This window comes from Corynebacterium sp. KPL1818, from assembly GCF_000478135.1.
In the GTDB taxonomy this organism is placed as follows: domain Bacteria; phylum Actinomycetota; class Actinomycetes; order Mycobacteriales; family Mycobacteriaceae; genus Corynebacterium; species Corynebacterium accolens.
The window spans coordinates 385,715-405,729 of sequence record NZ_KI515758.1 but is presented as its reverse complement, the minus strand read 5'-3'; the positions used below and the strand labels follow the sequence as shown (position 1 = coordinate 405,729).

17 protein-coding genes are annotated in these 20,015 nt (G+C 57.3%); 8 read left to right on the top strand and 9 right to left on the bottom strand.

The genetic code is table 11. The features are described from left to right. Positions 1 to 62: 62 nt before the first annotated feature. The 4 genes from HMPREF1261_RS01740 to HMPREF1261_RS01725 are packed head-to-tail and all read right to left on the bottom strand — an operon-like array spanning position 63 to position 3,763. On the bottom strand, positions 63 to 1,037 hold the full coding sequence (locus tag HMPREF1261_RS01740; RefSeq protein WP_005275849.1) for an MDR family oxidoreductase: 975 nt from the start codon (positions 1,035 to 1,037) through the stop codon (positions 63 to 65). A 35-nt stretch (positions 1,038 to 1,072) separates the two neighbouring features. After that, the gene (locus HMPREF1261_RS01735) at positions 1,073 to 2,056 is read right to left on the bottom strand and encodes an NAD(P)-binding domain-containing protein (RefSeq protein ID WP_023029737.1); all 984 of its coding nucleotides are present in this window, start codon (positions 2,054 to 2,056) and stop codon (positions 1,073 to 1,075) included. Then, positions 2,056 to 2,673: a response regulator transcription factor gene (locus HMPREF1261_RS01730; protein WP_023029736.1), complete on the bottom strand. Its 618-nt coding sequence runs from the start codon at positions 2,671 to 2,673 to the stop codon at positions 2,056 to 2,058. The genes HMPREF1261_RS01735 and HMPREF1261_RS01730 overlap by 1 nt, the downstream gene beginning before the upstream one ends. Then, complete coding sequence (locus HMPREF1261_RS01725; protein ID WP_023029735.1) at positions 2,666 to 3,763, bottom strand: sensor histidine kinase; 1,098 nt, start codon at positions 3,761 to 3,763, stop codon at positions 2,666 to 2,668. Before HMPREF1261_RS01725 ends, HMPREF1261_RS01730 begins: the two co-directional genes overlap by 8 nt. A gap of 153 nt (positions 3,764 to 3,916) precedes the next feature. Between HMPREF1261_RS01725 and HMPREF1261_RS01720 the strand changes: the two genes are divergently transcribed. Then, complete coding sequence (locus tag HMPREF1261_RS01720) at positions 3,917 to 4,900, top strand: ABC transporter permease (protein WP_023029734.1); 984 nt, start codon at positions 3,917 to 3,919, stop codon at positions 4,898 to 4,900. Continuing rightward, the gene (locus HMPREF1261_RS01715; RefSeq protein WP_023029733.1) at positions 4,901 to 5,536 is read left to right on the top strand and encodes an ABC transporter ATP-binding protein; all 636 of its coding nucleotides are present in this window, start codon (positions 4,901 to 4,903) and stop codon (positions 5,534 to 5,536) included. It begins immediately after the preceding gene. Between the two features lie 47 nt (positions 5,537 to 5,583). Here HMPREF1261_RS01715 and HMPREF1261_RS01710 read toward each other — a convergent pair whose 3' ends face one another. Next, positions 5,584 to 7,176: a bifunctional ADP-dependent NAD(P)H-hydrate dehydratase/NAD(P)H-hydrate epimerase gene (locus HMPREF1261_RS01710; protein WP_023029732.1), complete on the bottom strand. Its 1,593-nt coding sequence runs from the start codon at positions 7,174 to 7,176 to the stop codon at positions 5,584 to 5,586. A gap of 17 nt (positions 7,177 to 7,193) precedes the next feature. Then, entirely contained in the window at positions 7,194 to 8,009 is an 816-nt protein-coding gene (locus HMPREF1261_RS01705) for an Fpg/Nei family DNA glycosylase (RefSeq protein WP_023029731.1), read from the bottom strand. A 118-nt stretch (positions 8,010 to 8,127) separates the two neighbouring features. Between HMPREF1261_RS01705 and HMPREF1261_RS01700 the strand changes: the two genes are divergently transcribed. Both HMPREF1261_RS01700 and HMPREF1261_RS01695 read left to right on the top strand, forming a co-directional pair. After that, positions 8,128 to 9,624: a DUF1846 domain-containing protein gene (locus tag HMPREF1261_RS01700; RefSeq protein ID WP_023027989.1), complete on the top strand. Its 1,497-nt coding sequence runs from the start codon at positions 8,128 to 8,130 to the stop codon at positions 9,622 to 9,624. 42 nt (positions 9,625 to 9,666) lie between these two features. Beyond that, on the top strand, positions 9,667 to 10,608 hold the full coding sequence (locus HMPREF1261_RS01695) for a rhodanese-related sulfurtransferase (protein WP_034657981.1): 942 nt from the start codon (positions 9,667 to 9,669) through the stop codon (positions 10,606 to 10,608). A 251-nt stretch (positions 10,609 to 10,859) separates the two neighbouring features. On the opposite strand, the gene HMPREF1261_RS13200 is transcribed toward HMPREF1261_RS01695, so the two are convergent. Continuing rightward, the gene (locus tag HMPREF1261_RS13200; protein WP_367317541.1) at positions 10,860 to 11,093 is read right to left on the bottom strand and encodes an IS3 family transposase; all 234 of its coding nucleotides are present in this window, start codon (positions 11,091 to 11,093) and stop codon (positions 10,860 to 10,862) included. Positions 11,094 to 12,222: 1,129 nt separating this feature from the next. Here HMPREF1261_RS13200 and HMPREF1261_RS01690 point away from each other — a divergent pair. From HMPREF1261_RS01690 to HMPREF1261_RS01680, 4 genes are all read left to right on the top strand, one after another. Then, complete coding sequence (locus HMPREF1261_RS01690) at positions 12,223 to 13,461, top strand: IS256 family transposase (protein ID WP_023029712.1); 1,239 nt, start codon at positions 12,223 to 12,225, stop codon at positions 13,459 to 13,461. Positions 13,462 to 13,624: 163 nt separating this feature from the next. Continuing rightward, a complete protein-coding gene (locus HMPREF1261_RS12255; RefSeq protein WP_023029730.1) occupies positions 13,625 to 14,146 on the top strand; it encodes a DUF3322 domain-containing protein in 522 nt (173 codons plus the stop codon). 47 nt (positions 14,147 to 14,193) lie between these two features. Beyond that, positions 14,194 to 16,062: an ATP-dependent endonuclease gene (locus HMPREF1261_RS01685; RefSeq protein ID WP_023027985.1), complete on the top strand. Its 1,869-nt coding sequence runs from the start codon at positions 14,194 to 14,196 to the stop codon at positions 16,060 to 16,062. 2 nt (positions 16,063 to 16,064) lie between these two features. Then, positions 16,065 to 17,888, top strand: a complete 1,824-nt coding sequence (locus tag HMPREF1261_RS01680; protein ID WP_023029729.1) for a UvrD-helicase domain-containing protein — start codon at positions 16,065 to 16,067, stop codon at positions 17,886 to 17,888. Between the two features lie 607 nt (positions 17,889 to 18,495). Here the strand turns inward: HMPREF1261_RS01680 and HMPREF1261_RS01675 are convergent. Both HMPREF1261_RS01675 and HMPREF1261_RS01670 read right to left on the bottom strand, forming a co-directional pair. After that, on the bottom strand, positions 18,496 to 18,978 hold the full coding sequence (locus tag HMPREF1261_RS01675; protein ID WP_023027983.1) for a hypothetical protein: 483 nt from the start codon (positions 18,976 to 18,978) through the stop codon (positions 18,496 to 18,498). Between the two features lie 9 nt (positions 18,979 to 18,987). Then, positions 18,988 to 19,959: a universal stress protein gene (locus tag HMPREF1261_RS01670; protein WP_023027982.1), complete on the bottom strand. Its 972-nt coding sequence runs from the start codon at positions 19,957 to 19,959 to the stop codon at positions 18,988 to 18,990. Positions 19,960 to 20,015 lie beyond the last annotated feature (56 nt).

Here is a 20,015-nt window from a genome sequence, read left to right as displayed (position 1 = left end):
AAGGCAGGCACCCCGTCACTGACGGGGTGCCTTCCTAGTTTTGAGGCCTAAAGACTCGGACGTTAGGAAATCTTCAACACCGTGCGGCCATGGTGGCTGCCGTTGATGAGCGATTGTGCTTCCTCCACCGCATCTTCCAGCGGGAGGGTATTGGTCAGGGACTCCAGGATGGACAGGTCCAGGGTGCGGGCGAGGAGCTGCCAAGCATTCTGGCGGTAGTGCAGCGGGGCATCGACGGAGTTCACGCCGGCTAGGTGCACGTTGCGCAGGATGAAGGGCATGACCGTGGCGGGCAGGTCGGGGCCGCTGGCCATACCGGTAGCGGCAACGGTGCCGCCCCACTTGGTGCGGGCCAGGACATTGGCCAGCTCCTGAGAACCGGAGGTGTCTACGGCGCCGGCGTAGATGGCCTTTTGCAGGGGCTTGCCCGGCTCGGTGAATTCGGAGCGGTCAATGATCTCGTGCGCGCCGAGCTCGTGGAGGTAGTTGGCGTAATCGTCGGGGCGGCCGGTCATGGCGTGGACCTCATAGCCGGCATTGCGCAGGAGGTTGACGGCGATGGAACCGACGCCGCCGGTGGCACCGGTGACGAGGACGGGGCCCTCGGGAAGCCCACGCAGCGAGTTAACGCACAGCGCCGCGGTGTAGCCGGCGGTACCGACGGCAGCGGCCTGTTCCGCGGTGAAATCTGCTGGCAGGGCAACGGTGGCGCGAGAATTGACGCGCTGCTTTGGGGTGTAGCCGCCGTGGCGGAATTCACCAAGGCCATCGCCGAAGGAGGCAACGAGGGTGCCCACCGGCAGGCGCTGCACGTTGGACTCGGATACGGTACCGACCACGTCGATGCCGGGCACCAGTGGATTGGTGCGGACGACGCCGGGATCGCCGGTAATCGCCATCGCGTCCTTGTAGTTCAGCGAGGAATAAGAGACGTCAACGGTCAGGTCACCCTCGCCCAGGAATTCCCCTTCCTCAAAGGAGGTGGTGACGGATTTATCTTCGTTACGGGTAACAAGTAGCGTGCTCATGCTCACCATGATACGTGAATTGTGATGCAACCATTTTTGGGCAGCTAAAGGTCGGGGGAGCAGAGCTTGGCGATGTCCCCCGCGGTCTGCTTGGCAAAGGGGCTCACCCCGGTAATGGTTGCAGAACCGGGGCCCGTCCAGGTTCCGTAGCCGACGAGGAAGAGGCCCTCGGCGGTGGGGGTGCGGCCATCGAGAAGCGCGCGGAAAGGCCCCAGCGCCGGGCGGAACCCGGTGCACCAGATGAGGTGGTCTGCCTCCACCTCATCGAGGCTGGAGAACATGGGGGAGGCCTTAAGCAGGCCCTCATCGCGGGCACGTTTGACGGGAGGAACAACGACGATATCGCCCAAGTTGGTATCCGCGCCGGGATCGGGCTCGCCGCGCATCATGGCATTAAGGCGGGCGCGGTTGCGCTGAAAGAGCACCCGGCCATCGACGTCATCGGGCATCCACCGCGGCGGCTTCGCCGTGAACCACGTGGTGTCTACGCCGGAGAGCACGAGCTCTGCGGCTATTTGGGCCCCGGAGTTGCCGGCCCCAACAACGGCGACGGACTCGCCGCGGAAAGGATCGGGCCCGGGGTAGACCGCCGAGTGCCATTGCCGCCCGGCAAAGGAACCGGGGTAGTAGGGGATAAACGGCGAGGACCACGTGCCGGTAGCCGCCACCACGGTGCGCGCGGTGAGGTGCTCATCATCGGTGGTGACATGAAAGCGCTCGCCATCGTGGGTGACCTCCTGGACCCGCACAGGCCGGCGTACGGGCAGGTCATAGCGCTGCTCGTAGCGGGCGAAGTAATCGATGACGTGGCTGGCGGGCGGAAATCCATCGTGGTGGGGCATCGGCAAGCCGGGCAGGTTGGAAGACGCGCTATTGCTAAAGAGCGTGAGCGATGGCCACGCGTGGCGCCAGGCCGCGCCGGGGGAGGGCTCGGCATCGAGGATCTGGAAGTCGAGCCCCTTCTTGCGCAGGTAATAGCTGGTGGCCAGGCCGGCTTGCCCGCCGCCGATAACGATGCAATCGAGCATTAAATGAGCTTTCTTTCGCGGGCTACGGTCACCGCGGCCGTGCGGGTGTCCACGCCCAGCTTCTGATAGATGTGAATGAGGTGCGTCTTCACGGTGGCCTCAGAAATGAAGAGCTGATTGGCCAGTTCCTTATTGGAGGAGCCGGTCGCAAGGGCGCGGAGGATCTCCAGCTCGCGCGTGGAGAGGGACTGCTCGGGCTGGCCCACGCGCTGCGCCAGGAGGTTGACCACCTCTGGGGCCAGGGTGCGCTGGCGCGCGGCGGTGTTTAACACGGCTTGGTGCAGCTCTTGCTCGGGCGAGTCCTTAAGCAGATACCCCATTGCGCCGGCCTCGACCGCGGCCAAGATATCGGCTTGGGTGTCATAAGTGGTCAAGATGAGCACGGGCGGGCCACCTGCTTCGGTGACCTTCTTGGTGGCGGTGATGCCATCGACACCTGGCATTTGGATATCGCAGACGACGACGTCGACTTCGGGGGCATCATCGGTAAAGAGCTTGTCCACGTCCGCGCCGTCGTTGCCTTCCAAGACCACTTGGACTTCGGCAAAGGTATTGAGGATCGCACGCAGCCCAGCGCGGACGACGGGGTGGTCATCAATAAGCATGACGTTAACCATGGCGCTGCTCCTTGAGGGGGATTCTAATGGCAAGGGCCGTGCCATCGCCGGATTCGAGGCTCAGGGAGCCACCGACGGCCTCCACGCGCTGGGACAACCCTTGCAAGCCAAAGCCGTTGTCGCCGCCGTGGCGGAAAGGCTCCATTACACCGTGCCCATTATCCACGACGTCCAGGGTGACTGCATCCTCAAAAAGGCCGAGCGTGACCACGGCGCGCGAGGCGTGCGCATGCTTAATCACATTATTAAGGCCTTCCTGCGCGGCACGCACGACCACTTGCTTGATATCGGTGGGCACGACTTTGCTACCGGAAACGACAAGTTCAAAGGTGGTATCCCCGCCCAAAGCCTCCGTTCGCCGGCGCATCTGCGACAGGATGGAATCCAACTGAGTCTCCAGGCGCTCATCGGGACCGGCGAGCTCGCGGACGAAGCGACGGGCCTCGGCCAGGTTCTCGCCGGCGGTGTCCTCGATGACAGCGAGCTGTTGATTCTTGGTCGCTAGGTCATCGGCATTCCGGGCGGCGCGCGAGAGCAGCAGGATGGAACTCAACCCTTGGGCCACGGTGTCATGGATATCCCGGGACAGGCGCTCGCGCTCTTCTAGGCGCCCGGCCTGGTGCTCGCTGGCGGCCAGCTCGGCCTGGGTTTCTTGCAGCTGCTTGGCGATGTCCCTGTGGTGCGCCGCCTCCGCCTGCAACCGGCGCTGGATATAAAACACGCCCGCGGCAAAGGTCGTGCCGATAAGCGGGCCGATGGCCGCGGCGATGGACCAGCCATCCGGATGCAGCCACGCCGGAATGAAGGCGGCCGCCGCCCATAGCGCCGTGATGGAGATAAGCCCTGGCCACTTGGGCAAGGCACGCAGGAAAACGAAGATAAGCGGGAACTCGAGCCACATGAAATCCTGCGCGTGGACCATGAGCCCCAACCAGAGCAGGCACAGCCCGGTGAGCCAGAGCCAGGTGGGAATCCAGTGCGCGGCCGCGTACACCGCGGCTAGGCCGATGGCCAAAAGGATGGCGCGGGCGTCCAAGCGGTCATCGATATAGGCGCGGGCCACGCCGAAAAGCAGCAGGAACGTGAACATGGCGTGTAAGCCCCAGAGCCATAATTTCTGTCCAGAAAACACAATTTCCTACAGTATCTGCCGGAGGGTGGATGAGGGATCAACCAGTTGGTTGACTGGAGGTTCAACTAGGCCGCCGATTACTTCTGAACTGCGCAAAGGGACTATAGAAGTATGTTCTTAGCCATTCGTGAAATCACCGCAGCGCGCGGCCGCTTCGGGCTCATCGGCGGCACCGTAGCGCTTATCACCCTTCTTTTGGTTATGCTCTCCGGCCTGACGGAGGGCCTATCCAAGCAAAATACCTCGGCGCTTGAGACCGTGGCGCAGGAGCACCCCTACGTCAGTTTTTCTACCGAAGAGCCCGCCTATAACGAGTCCGAGATCTATGACAAGGATCTCTCCGGCGATGCGATTGCCTTGGGCACCACGCAAACTAAATTGGAGGGCGAGGGCGCGGTAGGTGTGATGGGCCTGCCGGCCGGTACGACTATCCCCAATACCAACGCCACCATTCCGGAAGATGGCGCCGTCCTGTCTGACACGATTGAGGCCTCCGGCACCGTGAATATCGGTGGGGTAGACCTCTCCGTAGAGGGCACCGTTGCCGAAACGCAGTTCTCCCACTCGCCGGTGGTATGGGTATCTACAGAGACCTGGCAGAAGGTAAGCCACGCCCCAGAGGACGTAGTCGGTACGGTTGCCCTGCATTCCAAAGAGGTCCCCGGTTCGGTCGAGATGTCTGATTCCTTCTCCGGCCTGCCCGCGTATCAGTCAGAACGCGGTTCGCTGTTGACCATGCAGGGCTTCCTCTACGGCATCTCCGCGCTGGTCACCGTGGCCTTCCTGACGGTATGGACCCTGCAGCGCACCCGCGATCTCTCCATCCTGCGCGCCCTGGGCGCCTCGGTGCGCTACCTGCTGCGCGATGCCCTGGCCCAAGCCGCGCTGATTTTGGCCGCCGGCACCATCCTCGGCGCTTTCGTCGGCTGGCTGCTTGGCCTGCTGGCCTCCGGCACCGTCCCCTTCGACGTATCCGTGCGCACCATCATCGTTCCCGCGGTCGGCATCTGGATCCTGGGCATGGCCGGTGCCCTGGTCTCTACCCGCCGCGTAGCCAAAGCCAACCCCCTCGATGCATTGGGAGGAAATGCCTAAATGTCCACCATCCTTGATATTCGCAACGCCACCGTCACCTTCCAGGACGGTACGACGACTACTACGGCGCTTGATGATGCCACCTTTAGCGCCGACTCCGATACCCTCACCGCAATCGTGGGCGAGTCCGGTTCCGGTAAGTCCACCCTGTTGTCCGTGGCAGCTGGGCTTATCACCCCAGATTCCGGCACCGTGAGTGTGGAGGGTACGAACTCCCTCGTTTTCCAGCAGTCGAACTTGCTATCTTCGCTCAAGGTGCGCGATCAGCTGTTGATCATGGATCACATGGCAGGTCGCAAACTGCGTAAGGATCGGGCCGATGAACTGCTCGAATTCGTGGGTCTTAAAGGACTTGGGGACCGGCGCATTGGTCAGCTCTCTGGGGGCCAAGCCCAGCGCGTGAATATCGCGCGCGCCCTGATGGATGAGCCGAACCTGTTGCTGGCAGACGAGCCTACCTCCGCCCTCGACTCTCATCTTTCGGAAGAAGTAATCCGCTTGCTGCGCGATACTACCCAAGAGATGCATACGGCTACCGTGCTCGTGACGCACGACCGTTCCTTGCTGAAATTCGCGGATTATGTGGTGGAGGTCAAAGACGGGCGCGTGAGCCAAAAGGATGATGCCTCCGAGTAGGCGTCATCGATTAAAACCGCCGCTTGACGCGCTTGGGCTAGCGCGCGTTAGCGATGCATGGCGAGCAGACGCGCGATGGATTGTGGCATCGCCGCGGCAATCTGCGACGCGGAGCAAATACCAAAGCCATCTGGGGTATGTGCCGCGATGGCCGCAGCGTGCTGATGGAGGGCCGCGGCGTGGAGGATCTCCATGATGATGTACTCAGCATCCGCTTTATCGTGGTCGATCTGCGCAATGGTGGCGCCAAGAATACCGGATAACACATCACCCGAGCCGGGGGTAGCGGCATAGGAGTGGCCGGCATTCATTCCGTAGACCGCCTGGCCCGGTGCTGTCACCGTGGTAATTCGGCCCTTATGCAATACAAAACAGTCCAATTCTTGCGCCAGCTCGTTAAGTCGCGGACCCAAGCCCTCGCGTAGATCGAGTTCATTGCCCACGGCGGCCTCGTAAAGGCGGCGAAATTCCCCCGCGTGCGGCGTGAGAATGGCGCATGGGTGGGCGCGTACGCGATCGCGCAGCTCAGCGTTCTGGGCGAGCAGCGTCAGGGCATCGGCATCCAGGATCGTGGGCAGCTCGCGATCTAAGACGGCGCGGAGTTCGCGCGCCGCTGCCTCATCGGTGCCGCGGCCAGGGCCAACCACCCACGCCTGGGCATGTACCTTGTCCTCGGCGCTCGGGTGGGGAACCACCTCGGGCAGGTGGGGGACCACGGCATCGTTATCTATCACCCGCACCATTGACGGCGTCGCGCGCACCGCGCCGGTAGCCGCCAGGATGCCCGCGCCGGGATAGGCACTGCTGCCAGCGCAAATGGCGGTGACGCCGCCGGTGTATTTCGTGCTCGAAGCGTGGGGAGTGGGATCCACGATGGGGCCTGTGCAGCCCACGGGCTTGGGGGCGGTGACGTGGCCGAGGTGGGCATCGGCAAGCACGGGCTCCCCGGGCCACTGGAAAGGGAGATCGATGGTGGGCTCGTTGGCGATATAGCCCGCCGGCTCAGCCGTGGCCGTTAGCTCCTCCGCAAAGGAGCGCGGCGTGTTGGGCAGCTGCAGATCGCAGAGCACCACCGTGCCGCATTCCGGGGCGAAGATATGGCCGGCGCGCGCCCAACCGAAGCTCACGGTAATCGTGGCCTCGACGGCATTTTCCGCGGCCACGCCCGTATCCGCGTTGATGCCAGAAGGGATATCTACCGAAAGCACCGGGATATCGTGCTGCTTGGCCGCGCGGTACGCGGCAAGGCCGGCACCGCTAAGCCCGCGGGTGGAGTTGAGGCCGGCGACGGCATCAATGAGTAGGCCGGTAGCCTCCGCGTGCGGTTGATCTGTAATGGTCCCGCTGGCAGCGGTAAAAGCTTGCAGCGCTGGGTCGTGCGCAGCATCGGCGACGAGTATCGCTTCCACGCCATAGCCCTCCTCGGCGAGGAAAGCGCCTGCATAAAGGCCATCGCCACCGTTGCCGCCAGGCCCGGCCAGGATGGTGATGCGGCGTGGCGCAGGGCCCGTCAGTATGGATTTCGCCGCGGCAGCAACGCCTCTAGCGGCCAGGCGCATGAGCTCATCATCGTGGCTCTGCTGCGCGAGGAGCGCGGATTCGGCGGAACGAACGGTGGATACACTATAGGCAGGTCGCATGCCCGCCACTATAGGCCTTAAGCAGCAGATTGGCAGGTGGGGCACCAGAAGAGGTTTCGGCCCTCCATTACTTGTTCCGTAATCGGCGTGCCGCAGACATAGCAGGGCAGGCCGGCGCGCCGGTAGACGTAGACTTCGCCGCCGTGATCATCCTTGCGCGGGTCGCGGCCCATGGCCTCGGGGGAGTGCTCGGCGCGCACGGTATCGATGCGGCCGTGCTCTACGCCGTAGTTCATGAGCTCTACCAGGTCTTTCCAGATGGCGAAGAATGTTTCACGGGAAACATCCTTGCCAGGGGTGAAGGGGGAGAGGCCGGCGCGAAAGAGGGCCTCCGCGCGGTAGATATTGCCCACACCGGCATACAGGTGCTGGTCCATCATGAGGGAACCGATGCTGCGGCGGGATTTGCTCACCTTGGCCCACAGGACTTCAGGATCGGCATCGGCGCGGAGCGGATCTTGGCCCACTTTGGTCAGCCGCGCCTGGTAATCCTCCTCCGTGAGCAGCAGGCAGAATTGGGGCCCGCGCAGCTGCGCGGCCTGCGCCCCATTGTCTATGCGTATGCGGATCTGCCCGCGGGTTTCCTCGCGCGGTTCGAAGCTGAGCTTGCCGATGAGCCCTAGGTGAATATAGAGGATATGTGCCGGGTTGGCGGCGGTGAAGTGCACGAAGAGGTGCTTGCCAAAGGCCTCTGCGTGGTCGATTTCTGTACCGTCCAGGATGGCCGCCTCGGTGGCAAACCGGCCTTGCGGGCTGGTCACGCTGAGTGGCATCCCGCGATAGTCAGCGTTGAGTGTGAGGGCTAGGCGGTGGATCACGTGACCTTCAGGCATAGCTTCAGTGTAGTGACATCATTGGTCGCCCCCAACTAGGGCGCGTGGCGCCGGAGGATGAAAAAGAGTAAACTCGAAGCGCGGATTGATTTTATTTCTATTGAAGGGTCGATAAATCATGACGCATAAAATCGGTTTTGACCGAGAAAAATACATTGAGCTGCAGTCAAAGCACATCCAGGCCCGCCGCGAAGAAATCGGCGGAAAGCTCTATCTGGAAATGGGCGGCAAGCTTTTCGATGATATGCACGCCTCCCGCGTGCTGCCGGGCTTTACCCCGGATAACAAGATCGCCATGCTGGAGCGCATCAAAGAGGAAATCGAAATCCTCCCGTGCATCAACGCCAAAGACATTGCTCGCCACAAGGTACGCGCTGATTTAGACATCCTGTATGAAGATGATCTCCTGCGCTTGGTGGACGTATTCCGCAGCCGCGGCTTCTTGGTTGAAAACATCGTCATGACCCAGGTGGAAGACGGAAATGCACAGGCAGAAGCGTTCATCGAAAAGCTCGAGCGCCTCGGCCTCAAGGTTGCCCGCCACCGCGTTATCCCTGGCTATCCCACGAATACGGACCTCATTGTCTCCGAGGATGGCCTTGGCAAGAACGAGTTCGCGGAAACCTCCCGGGACTTGGTCGTCGTCACCGCCCCAGGCCCTGGTTCCGGCAAGCTCGCCACCGCACTATCGCAGGTCTACCACGAGCACCAGCGCGGCAATAACGCTGGTTACGCCAAGTTTGAGACCTTCCCCATCTGGAACCTGCCCCTCGAGCACCCGGTTAACCTGGCCTATGAGGCAGCCACGGTGGATCTCAACGATTCCAATATTATTGACCACTTCCACTTGAGCGCCCACGGCGAATCCACGGTGAACTACAACCGCGACGTTGAGGCCTTCCCGCTGCTGCGGACCCTGCTGGAAAAGCTCACCGGCACCACGCCGTACGAATCGCCCACGGACATGGGCGTGAATATGGCCGGCTACTGCATTACCGATGATGCGGTCTGCCGCGCCGCCGCCCAACAGGAAATCATCCGCCGCTACTTCAAGGCCAAGGTAGAAGAAGCCCGCGCCGGGCTGGGCGATGAGCAGTCTGAGCGCGCTGCCGTCGTCATGGCGAAGGCCGGCATCAAGGTCGATGACCGCCCAGTAGTGGGCCCGGCCCGCAAGCGCGCGGAGGAAACCGATGGACCCGCCTCCGCGATGCAGCTTCACGATGGCACTATCATCACCGGCCGCACCTCCCCGCTGCTGGGCTGCTCCGCGGCGATGCTGCTCAATGCCCTCAAGTACCTGGCCGGCATCGATGACGATACCCACCTGCTCTCGCCGGAATCGATAGAGCCAATCCAAACGCTGAAGACGAAGCACCTGGGCTCTTCCAACCCCCGCCTGCACACCGATGAGGTGCTCATCGCGCTATCCGTATCCGCCGCGAAGGACGAGGATGCCCGCAAGGCGCTGGAACAGATCAAGGAACTCGCCGGCTGCGACGTCCACACCACCACCATCCTGGGCTCGGTGGATGAGGGAATCTTCCGCAACCTTGGTGTGCTCGTGACCTCTGATCCGGTTTTCGCCCGCAAGAAGGCGCTGTACCAGAAGCGCTAAGGAATTGGGGATCTTGCCGGTAGCGCGCCTAAGATTATGGGCGTGACTATCGGCAAAGTTCTCCTGTATTACTGCTTTACCCCCATCGAGGATCCGACCGCCGTCATGCTGTGGCAGCGCACCCTGTGCGAGTCCTTGGGCTTGAAGGGGCGCATCCTCATTTCGGAACACGGCATCAATGGCACCGTCGGCGGCGACATGGATGCCTGCAAGCGCTACGTGCGCCAAACCCGTGAGTACCCGGGCTTTAAGCGCATGCAGTTTAAGTGGTCCGATGGCGGAGCCGATGATTTCCCGCGCCTATCGGTTAAGGTGCGCGATGAAATCGTGGCCTTTGGTGCCCCGGGCGAGCTGAAGGTGGATGAGAACGGCGTCGTTGGCGGCGGTACACACCTCAAGCCGGAAGAGGTCAACAAGCTGGTAGAAGAGCGCGGCGATGAGGTCGTCTTCTTTGATGGGCGCAATGCGATGGAAGCAGAGATTGGCAAATTCAAAAATGCCGTCGTGCCGGATGTGCGCACCACCCATGACTTCATTGAAGAGCTGGAATCCGGCAAATATGACTGGATGAAGGACAAACCGGTCGTCTCTTATTGTACCGGCGGCATCCGGTGCGAGGTCCTTTCCTCCCTGATGAAGAATCGCGGCTTCAACGAGATCTACCAGATTGATGGTGGCATCGTGCGCTACGGCGAAAAGTACGGCAATGATGGGCTGTGGGAAGGCTCCATGTACGTCTTTGACAAGCGCATGCACCAGGAGTTCGGCCAAGGACTAGAAGACCCGGGCTTTATCCAATTGGGTCACTGCGTGCACTGCGGCAAGGGTACTAATACCTTCCACAACTGCATTAACGAGGACACGTGCCGCCAGCAGGTGCTCATCTGTGATGACTGCATCCAGAATGTGGAAACCCAGCATTGCGGGAGGCCGGATTGCGCCGAGGTGGCTGCAAATCTCGTCGATCAAAATTCGAAGTTTTGATTATGGATTGTGAGAAGTTGCTAGGACCTGGCCCCTGTTCGGTGGACACTTGATATCCAGCCCGGTCGGGCTGGCAAGATTGGTAATCTTGCCATCATGTCCAGGTACTCCGAACAGTTCACACGCGACGGTGTGGCCCTCTATAAGTCGGCGACAAAAGCGGTGTAGACGAATCCTTTTCGTGTCCGTACATAGGTAATGTCTGCGACCCACCCCCCGGTTGGGCCCAGTGGCTGTGAACCGTCGACCAACTAGATCTGGGCACAGAACCGCCCCCTTGGGTCTGCCGGTAGTGACAGGTGACCGCCTTTATCTGACAGGCCGGCCATACGCATCAATCTGGCATTCTGCTCACAGCCGATAGCGATTCCTTCACGGCATAGCGCGTGCCGCATCTTCCGCGCACCATAAAGACCATAGTTAGCAGCATGAACATGGCGAAGGTGCTCGAGCACAGCTGCGTCAGGAAGTCTGCGGGCACTCATGCCACGAGATGTAGATTGACAGCAGTCACGCGAGGTAATAAACTCACCAGCCCGGCTATTTTGAAGCGTCTTACACATGAACTCGGGCAGTGAAACGATTCCGGTATTCATCGATGAACCGGATCATTTCTTAACGTTTCGGGTTTGGACGTGAGGTGAAAAAAGCTGAGGCAGCCTTCAGAAGTTCATTAGTGTCGCGTAGCTGGTGATTTTCACGACGGAGCTTCGCGTTTTCGGCCGCCACATTCTCAGGCACAGGTTTTGGGATTTTTCTCGCACGACGAGCGTGCTGAGTCCGTTGACGGGCAGTGTGCCATGAAACCCCTAGCTTTGGAGCTACTGGACCTGACCCCCATTCGTTGGTCAGCCGACTAAACAATGGCTATCGAATCCGAATCGAGGACTTTGATATACGCAAAGCTACTGCCCGGTAAACCTGAGGCCTAAGCACACAACACTCGGTCCGGGCTAGGTATCGCTTGGCCCGGGCCAGTAACTACTACCCGGAACACACCAGTACCGCGGTACTGAAACACCGGTACAAACCAACTGCATCCGACATGTAGCGAGGCGCGGTTGATTCCAAGCTCGGCCGATGCTGAGTTCAGTGAGAGTTCCTCGTTGTTTTCATAGGGGGCTACACCATCGCGTGTAAACTGTTCTTAGTACCCGGACATGGTGGTAGATTACCTTCTTTGCCGGCTCGACTGGGCTGGATATCAGGTGTCTACCAAGCAGGGATCAGGTCCTTATAGCCCATTGGAGGATCCTCGCCTTGTTGCTCATTTTTTGACCTACCGGCCTAAAAGGCCTGGTGCGACCCCAATCTCCTTGAGCCACATGCGCAATCGGGCGCTGCGACTCAATCACAAGATTTGCAGCCTCACTCGATACTCCGATGCATTTTGGCGTTGTTGACTCACAATGAACATCCTCTCCTACGGACACAAGATCCGCACTAATCGGGCGTTTACTAAACGAGGATAACCTCGCAATATTGGGTAATGGAGGGTTGCGTCCTTTAGTGTGGTGTAACGCTTGCTGATGGTGGGCCCCGGAAATAGTGGGGCGGTCACCGTCAGTTAACCTTTCGACTCAACTACCACATCTCACCGAAAGGCATATGACGATGACCGCTGCACCACATTCTATCGACCCTGCAACCTACTTGGATGATCTGCTCGCTCAAGCCTCCCCTGACTTGATGCGCCAGATGCTGCAAGGGTTTATCAACCAAATCCTCTCCGCCCAGGCCGACACCGTCTGCGGCGCCGAATACGGCGTTGCCTCCATCGAACGCGTCAACCACCGCAATGGGTACCGCCACCGCGACCTTGACACCCGTGTCGGCACGATCGATGTCGCAGTACCGAAGTTGCGTCACGGCGCATTCTTCCCGGACTGGTTGTTAGAACGCCGTACGCGGGCAGAACGGGCCTTATCGACCGTCATTGCAACCTGCTACCTCAAAGGGGTTTCCACCCGCAGGATGAATGATCTAGTGGCAACACTAGGCATTGCCAACATGTCGAAATCCCAAGTTTCACGCATGTCAGAAGAACTCGACGAGATGGTCGCCGATTTCAAAAATCGTCCGCTCGATCCCGGCGGCTACGCCTACCTGTCCTGCGACGCGCTGACAATCAAAGTGCGCGAAGGCGGCCGTGTGGTCAAATGCTCAGTGCTGCTTGCCACTGGGGTCAACGCTGACGGGTATCGCGAGATGCTTGGCATGCATGTCGCCACCACGGAATCCAACGCGTCGTGGAAAGGCTTCTTCCAAGACTTAAAAGCTCGTGGGCTTTCCGATGTCTACTTGGTTACCAGTGATGCCCACGAAGGCATCCAGCACGCCATTTCCGAAGTGCTACCTGATGCGTCGTGGCAGCGGTGCCGCACCCATTTTGCGAAGAACCTTTACGAGAAGGTCCCGAAGACACAGTGGCCTATGGTCTCTGCAATGTTCCAGACCATCTTTCAACAACCAGATGCCCAATCCACCTGGTCCCAAGCCCGTGAGGTAGTCGATCTAATAGAGCCGAAGTTCCCGCAAGTTGCGACCTATCTGGAGGAATCACTCGATGAAGTACTGGCGTTTACCGCAGCCCCGAAGTCGGTGTGGTCGAAGGTCTGGTCGAATAACCCCACAGAACGGTTAAACCGGGAAATCCGCCGGCGCACCGATGTTGTGGGCATCTTCTGGAACCGTGAATCCATCATCCGGCTTGTCGGTGCGGTCCTAGCCGAGCAACACGACGATTGGATCCAACAAAAACGCTACATGTCACTGACCGCACTCGAACACACCAGACACCTCATGCACCGCACAGGAGACGCCAATGGTGACCACAACCAGCTAACCGCCTAACCAAACCCCGAACTTCATACCGAGCCGAAAGCACAAACGGCTACACCACTACACGGGACTTGACCGGCAAGAACAATGTTTCCACCCATGTAACGATCAACGGTGCCAGAACGCATCACAGCTGCTGTAGGACTCGCTACCGCAAACACCCGCGTCCTTGAGCGTGCGCAGGGCATCGCTGCTATCTTCCCTGACTCTCCCGGCTTTCGCCCACATCATCCACCGGACCTACTTCCAGTGGAGGGACTTAAGTACCTATGACCTGCGCCGCCTCGCGCCGTGTTTAACTTGGTTGCATGCCAACCCTGACTCCAGCAAATGGGAACGGGGCGCCCCAGTAGAAGGTGTAGACGGCAAGTGGATCGGTCCCCACCGCCGCTTACTCATCACATTCATCGCACCGTTTGGCATCATGGGCTTAGGATTTCGGCGCAGCGATACCCGCCTGCGCCTGTGCTACTTCAACCACGCGCCAGCGCTTCCGGATATCGAAGTTCCTCTCGCCCCAGTCCGTCTCTTTCCAGGCGCTCCTCCCCACGTCCTCATCGTAGAAAACAAACAAACCTTTCTAACGCTGCTCTCGCTTTCCGCCGCCTGCCGCCCACCATCGCCCTCCTCGGCTTCGGCACCGCCTCCCACCAACTCGACGCGCAGGACTGACTCCACCACACCGACATCCCCATAGAAAATTCAGTAGCTATAGTTCACTGGCGAGAGTGGTATAATGGGAAAATGTTCCTGTCTCAACTCAAGATCGAGGGAATTCGCGGGCTTGAAAATTTAGTCGCTAGCTTTACCCCAAATCTAAATGTTATTGTCGGGCCGAATAATTGCGGTAAATCCTCTCTGATTGACGCAATTCGTCTTGCTCTGTCACCAAGAGATTCAGTCCACCCCCGATGGATAAGTGAGGACGACTTCACTAGGACTAGCACTAGAAGCAGCATCCATCGCGCCTCAGCCTCTCTGGTTTTCGAAGGACTCTCAATAGAAGAAAAAGCTCGATATGTTGAGGCTCTTGGTAATGAGCTTGATACCGTAACGTTCGGTAAGAGATTTGAATTGGAGACCAATTCAGGGCGTATCCGTACAATACCCACAATCCAAGACCAACTCGTCGGATGGGACTCATTGCCCAATAGGAGCCTTGTCCACTACGTCTACATCGAACCACTGAGGGACGCCAAAAGAGAGTTCAAACACCATACGGGAACCCGATTGGCTAGAATCTTCCGCTTAGTCTCGGGTCACCCTGAGGCCGAGCAAGAACTAAAATCCCAAGTCCAAAAGCTAGAAAGACTATTATTGAGCGATGACGACGAAGAGGGCAATTCTTCGCTCGCAAGCCTTCCAATCAAAATCAATGAGGAGTTGTCCAAGCTCACACAATCCGAAAACTCCTCCATCACGATGCTAGTCAATGACCAAGATCTCTCGCGACTCATGAGAAGGTTTCGGCTCTCATTCCTTGAAAACGGTGAGTCATGGGAAATTGATGACGTTGGCCTTGGATACGCAAACCTGCTTTACCTAGCTACGCTCCTCCTTGAGCTAAGCAACCAACCAAAAGATGTTTTTAGCATTCTCCTCATTGAAGAACCCGAAGCTCATTTGCATCCAAAATTGCAAGAGACACTTGTGGATTTTCTTAAAGTGCACGCAGCTGAGAAGGATAACCTGCAAATTCTACTCACCACACATTCTCCTGTTATCGCAGCCAAGGCAGGTTGCCAGTCACTTTGTGGGCTAAACAAGGAAGGCCAAGAAACCATCTTCTGGCATGCAAATAGCCTCCAAAACAGTCAGGAAGAAAAAGCCAAGTTGAACAGGTTTTTCTTATCCCACCGCCCTGAAGCTATTTTCAGTAAGCATGTCTTACTAGTGGAAGGTACGGCCGAGGAGCTTCTCCTTCCTGCACTTTTCGAGGCATATATACGCGGGACTTCACCTGACAAATCAAGCAGCAAAAGAAGAATCCAACGTCTACGGGAGTCGCTGTGTATTTGTAGCGTGCAATCCGCGTCTTTCAGTCCGCACTGGAACCTTCTAAAGCTGTCGAGAAGTGGCATGACGCAAAGAAGACTTGCCGTACTTACTGATGCCGACTGGTCTGAGGACCAATGGGGACAAACGAGCCGGATCCGTAACGAGCCAATCAAGGCCACGGCGGGAGGAGCCCGCTTGGACAAACTAAGCCTTTCCAGAACAGGGTGGGACCATCAGTATCCCCAATTCGGAGGGTTTCTTTCCCACAGCACCTTCGAACATGAACTAATCATTCTTGCTCTAAGACTTCGATTTCTCGCGAACGACTCTCGCCTTCTAGATGCGATGAAAAATATTTTCCAGAACAATCACTGCCTTCTTTACAAAACCGCACTGTCCGCCTTTCGAGAGGGTGAAACACCTAAGAAGTGGGCAGAGCCAGACATTGTCGACAAAGGCGATGCCATTTGGAACCGCATAAGGAAATCGTCCCTCAAGAAAGCAAATTTCGCACAAGAACTCGCCTTCGAAATTTCTAACCGTGAGTTAGCCTTTGAAATACTCCCGTCAGAACTCGAGAAGTTTGTAAACGCCCTCGTAACTGAAAACGATTGATCATGAGCAAAATCGAACTGACCCCCGAACAGCAGGCCATCATTGACACAGACCAGCCTTTTTTCATCGATGCAGACCCAGGTTCTGGAAAAACATTCATCATTTCCGAGCACATAAAAAGAATGTTGAGCTCAGCCGGCGGGAAGCCATTTCTTCTATTGACTTTCACCAACACCGCTGTCAATTCTTTTCAAGCCAAGCTCACTAGCTACGAAACTTTTGATATTGAAGCTAACCGACGGCTGACACAGTCACGCGTCTTAACTTTTGATTCCTTCATTAATGCTTATCTAGCACGTCCTCTTGCGTCGTATCTTTGGCCTGACATTAAGTATAGATTTGTTCCATCTTTCGAACGGATTCCAAATTCGAGAATCCCAACCCCGTCAAATGGCAAATCTACCGTCAATATTCAGCATTTCGAACCCGACGGAACATACAAAGGCAATAAAAAATCGTTCAAACGGTGGGCTGAAGATCCGGGCTTCTCCAACGCTCTTGCCAACGCCTATCATCAAAAGTTTTGCGAAGGGGCCTGGTCGAGCAAACTCATCCGCTTTAAACTAAAGGAAATCTTAACTGGCAATATCGAATCCTCTGACGCTGCTAAAGCCGAAGAATTAACGAAACAGCTTTTAAAATTGATTGCGCTGCGCTTTCCGAGCATCTATATTGACGAAGCACAGGACTGTAACCGCTTCGAATGGTGCTTGGTGGACGAACTCCGGAGAAACAATGCCGATGTCTTCATTATTGGCGATAAAAAGCAGGCTATTTACGGTTTCAGAGATATATCAGCGCCCGCACCAGTTTTTGCACCGCTAGCTTCTCAAAAAAGCTTCGTCTTACGTCGCTCATTCCGTTCCAACAATGCAATATGTGATTTCGCTAACAAATTTCAAAAAACGGGGCTGCATTCAAAAATTTCCCCTTTAGAATTCCCATCCTCATCGTCGGCAGTCTCAATATTCACCTACTCGAATCCTGCAGAATACATCCAAAAGCTAAACTCATTAGACGGCAGCAGAAATATAATCCGAGATGGCTGGACCGTTCTGAGCCACAGAGCACAGACCCTTGATGACATATTTGGTGATATTCCAGCTTTCGGGCAAGAAAGAGATCCTGCCCATGAAGTTTATACGCAATTGCTCTCTTTGCAACACGCTTCTGACAACGTCAATGCTTCTCAAATCACTGTACTTATAGATTCGTTCCAGCGTCTCCTTCCATTGATGTGCATTAGACCTAATCCTAAAAGTAATGAAGGCGAGTATCTATTGGCGAAAGGCGAGGGTGAGCTGTCCCGTGTTCTTGCAACCCAGGCCATCTGCAATACGGACGGGCTTATACGAGAATTGTCTCGCATAGATTTCGAAGCATGGCTGCAGGAAAGTGTGCTCGCTAAGCTTCATCTTAATGGCGTTCTAATGGGCATGCCTGACGTCTTTGTCAACAGACACGGTCAGGAGTTCCCGTCCTTGACGAAGAGGCTATGGAGCCAGCCACCAGAGAAAAAGCTTGGGACGCTTGATGTCAAGTATAGAGGCACAATTCACAGTGTAAAGGGGCTCGAATTTCCAAAAGTGTCGGTCGTTATCGATTCTTGGCGTCCGCCCGGGGAAGATTCTCTTCTTACGAAAGTACTGAAGCATCGAGATACACCGGGATCCGATGAAACCCTCAACGTCGCCTACGTCGGAATCACCAGGGCAATCCATCAAGTTAACATCGCGTTCAAAATCGATTCTCAAAACTACCACGAGAATACGTTCCGCGAAGAGCTTGAAATGGCCGGCCTAGACCAATACCTTCAATCCACCTAGAATCGGCATAGTGCCAATTTCAGAATACTGAAGCGTCTTGTGTCTGGAGCACCGTTACGACCTACGTGGATGGTCTGGGCGAAAAGTGCTCACTACTGTTTTCCGTGGACGTCAAAGTCCGAAACTTCGTGAAACCGTTTGGTTCCATCAATGCGCCCCCTACAAGGTAGCGTTTCAGACTCCCTCACCGACATCTGCGGGAATTGGGTGTCAATTAGTTCAATCTGGGCTGAGACGACTAACGGCCCAGGTAACACCGTGGTAAACTTTCATGACACTTTTGACTGCCCGAACATGGGCCTGACCGGTTGTGTCCTTTATTGTGGTGTATCTGTAGCCCGCGGTAAGCCTCGTGCCGGTGCACAATAAGGCGATTATCGTGGCTACCTTTCGAATCAACTTTTACCTATCCTCGAAAGGAAGTTACCCGCAAGCTAAATGCAAAAATAGATGGCCACCTGGTCTATTACTTTGGTGATAGAGCAGCTAACGCTAGTGCTGGAAGAAGATAATTACCGCAACGGGACGTATCCGAAACCGTAGATTCTAATTGCGGACCTGATCCTTCGACGTATCTAATTTCTGGGGGTCAGGCCCGTGCGATTCTCTATACGGCAGCCGAGTCCACCAGAATTAGCTGGATATCGCTAATGGCCCAGATCATGAAATTGAAGGCCATCACCCAGAAGATCGCCATCCAGCTGCGCCAGCGCAGGTAGCGGCGCAGTTTGCGCACCATAATGATCGCGCAGCCAATCATGCCTAGCAGGGGGATGATCATGGTGGAAATGGCAAAGAAGTTTCTTTGGCCCTCAGTACACAGCCAGCTTGCGGTGCCGTCCTCGCACAGGGGGCCGCCGGTAAGGCGCGAAAAGAGCGCGACGCCGAAGCCATACAGCGCGGAGATGACCAGCACGGAAACCATGTACCAGATGGCTTGGCGGGTAGAGCGCCGGTTGGCGGCGGCTACCTCGACGGGATCGGGCTCATCTGCCAAATCATCGAAGCTTTGCGGCTCAGGCCGACGCAGGTTGGCATAATCGGCGTCGGTCGTCAGGTCGTTTTCGGGGTGCTCTGGGCGCGAGCTCATACATTAAGCCTAGTCGGTCGCGGGGTGAATGAGTACCGGTACGCGAATATGAGGGAGCAACTCGGTTGCGGTAGAACCCAAAAAGACCCGCGCGATGGGGCCTTGTGGGGCAGAGGCCATCAACATCAGATCGCCCTTTTTCCACTTGAGCGAATCAACGGCACCGGACCACCCGGCGCCAGAGCCGATCTCGGAGGTGACCTCGACCTCCGGGTAGGCATCTTGGATGTGGTCGCGGGCCCGGTCGAGCATGGCCAACGAATCCTCGTGCCACTCCGCGGTGAGCTTAAGCGCAATATCGCTTTTATCCTTCGACGGGGAATGAAGCAGGTCATCCGCTGAGAAGGCCAAGATGCGCAGTGGTAGATCCCAGCGATCCGCCAGCGCGGCTGCGCCTAATAATTCCCTATCCGCGCGCTCACCGCGCTCTGTAATGACAAAATTAAAGCGGGTCACGCCGTGCTTCGATAATTTGGCCTTGCGCGGGATAAGCCCTAAGGATAGTGGCGAGTAGTGCAGGAGGGTATCCGCGGTGGAACCGGGGAAAAAGCGGCCCTTGGGTGCGGCCTGGTTGGGGCCTAGAAGGATGATATCGGCCTGAAAATCCTGGGCCATCTCAGTAAGGAGCTGGGGGCGGGAGGGGCCATCGACAAGCACGGAGGGCGTATCGTTCCAGTACTTTTCCGGGATACCTGCCTCCGTCAGGGCCGCAGCGGTGGCTGTCGCGCATGCTTGCTTCTGCTCTTTAAACCATTTTTTGTATTTCCCGCCCAGCTTGGACAAAGACGTCGTGGTCCAAGGCTGGAAAACCGTGGAAATAACGCGTACCTCAATCACCGCGGTGCGCGATAGCCAGGCGGCGAATTCGAGGGGTTCGGTACCGGAAGAGGAAGGACTCCAGGAAATGAGGATGCGCAGCGGCTCTTTGACCGAGCCCTTATGCAGGGTCGGCAGCAGCGGTTGTTTAGATTTTTTGCCCATAGAAAGAATATGTATGCGAAAGCTTAGTGAGTACTAAAGCTCATTATCGTCTGTTG

Excerpts from the sequence above, each read along its gene's own strand:
- HMPREF1261_RS01740 (WP_005275849.1), bottom strand. The coding sequence starts at position 1,037 with ATGGTGAGCATGAGCACGCTACTTGTTACCCGTAACGAAGATAAATCC.
- HMPREF1261_RS01735 (WP_023029737.1), bottom strand. The coding sequence starts at position 2,056 with ATGCTCGATTGCATCGTTATCGGCGGCGGGCAAGCCGGCCTGGCCACC.
- HMPREF1261_RS01730 (WP_023029736.1), bottom strand. The coding sequence starts at position 2,673 with ATGGTTAACGTCATGCTTATTGATGACCACCCCGTCGTCCGCGCTGGG.
- HMPREF1261_RS01725 (WP_023029735.1), bottom strand. The coding sequence starts at position 3,763 with ATGTTCACGTTCCTGCTGCTTTTCGGCGTGGCCCGCGCCTATATCGAT.
- HMPREF1261_RS01720 (WP_023029734.1), top strand. The coding sequence starts at position 3,917 with ATGTTCTTAGCCATTCGTGAAATCACCGCAGCGCGCGGCCGCTTCGGG.
- HMPREF1261_RS01715 (WP_023029733.1), top strand. The coding sequence starts at position 4,901 with ATGTCCACCATCCTTGATATTCGCAACGCCACCGTCACCTTCCAGGAC.
- HMPREF1261_RS01710 (WP_023029732.1), bottom strand. The coding sequence starts at position 7,176 with ATGCGACCTGCCTATAGTGTATCCACCGTTCGTTCCGCCGAATCCGCG.
- HMPREF1261_RS01705 (WP_023029731.1), bottom strand. The coding sequence starts at position 8,009 with ATGCCTGAAGGTCACGTGATCCACCGCCTAGCCCTCACACTCAACGCT.
- HMPREF1261_RS01700 (WP_023027989.1), top strand. The coding sequence starts at position 8,128 with ATGACGCATAAAATCGGTTTTGACCGAGAAAAATACATTGAGCTGCAG.
- HMPREF1261_RS13200 (WP_367317541.1), bottom strand. The coding sequence starts at position 11,093 with ATGAGTGCCCGCAGACTTCCTGACGCAGCTGTGCTCGAGCACCTTCGC.
- HMPREF1261_RS01690 (WP_023029712.1), top strand. The coding sequence starts at position 12,223 with ATGACCGCTGCACCACATTCTATCGACCCTGCAACCTACTTGGATGAT.
- HMPREF1261_RS01685 (WP_023027985.1), top strand. The coding sequence starts at position 14,194 with ATGTTCCTGTCTCAACTCAAGATCGAGGGAATTCGCGGGCTTGAAAAT.
- HMPREF1261_RS01680 (WP_023029729.1), top strand. The coding sequence starts at position 16,065 with ATGAGCAAAATCGAACTGACCCCCGAACAGCAGGCCATCATTGACACA.
- HMPREF1261_RS01675 (WP_023027983.1), bottom strand. The coding sequence starts at position 18,978 with ATGAGCTCGCGCCCAGAGCACCCCGAAAACGACCTGACGACCGACGCC.
- HMPREF1261_RS01670 (WP_023027982.1), bottom strand. The coding sequence starts at position 19,959 with ATGGGCAAAAAATCTAAACAACCGCTGCTGCCGACCCTGCATAAGGGC.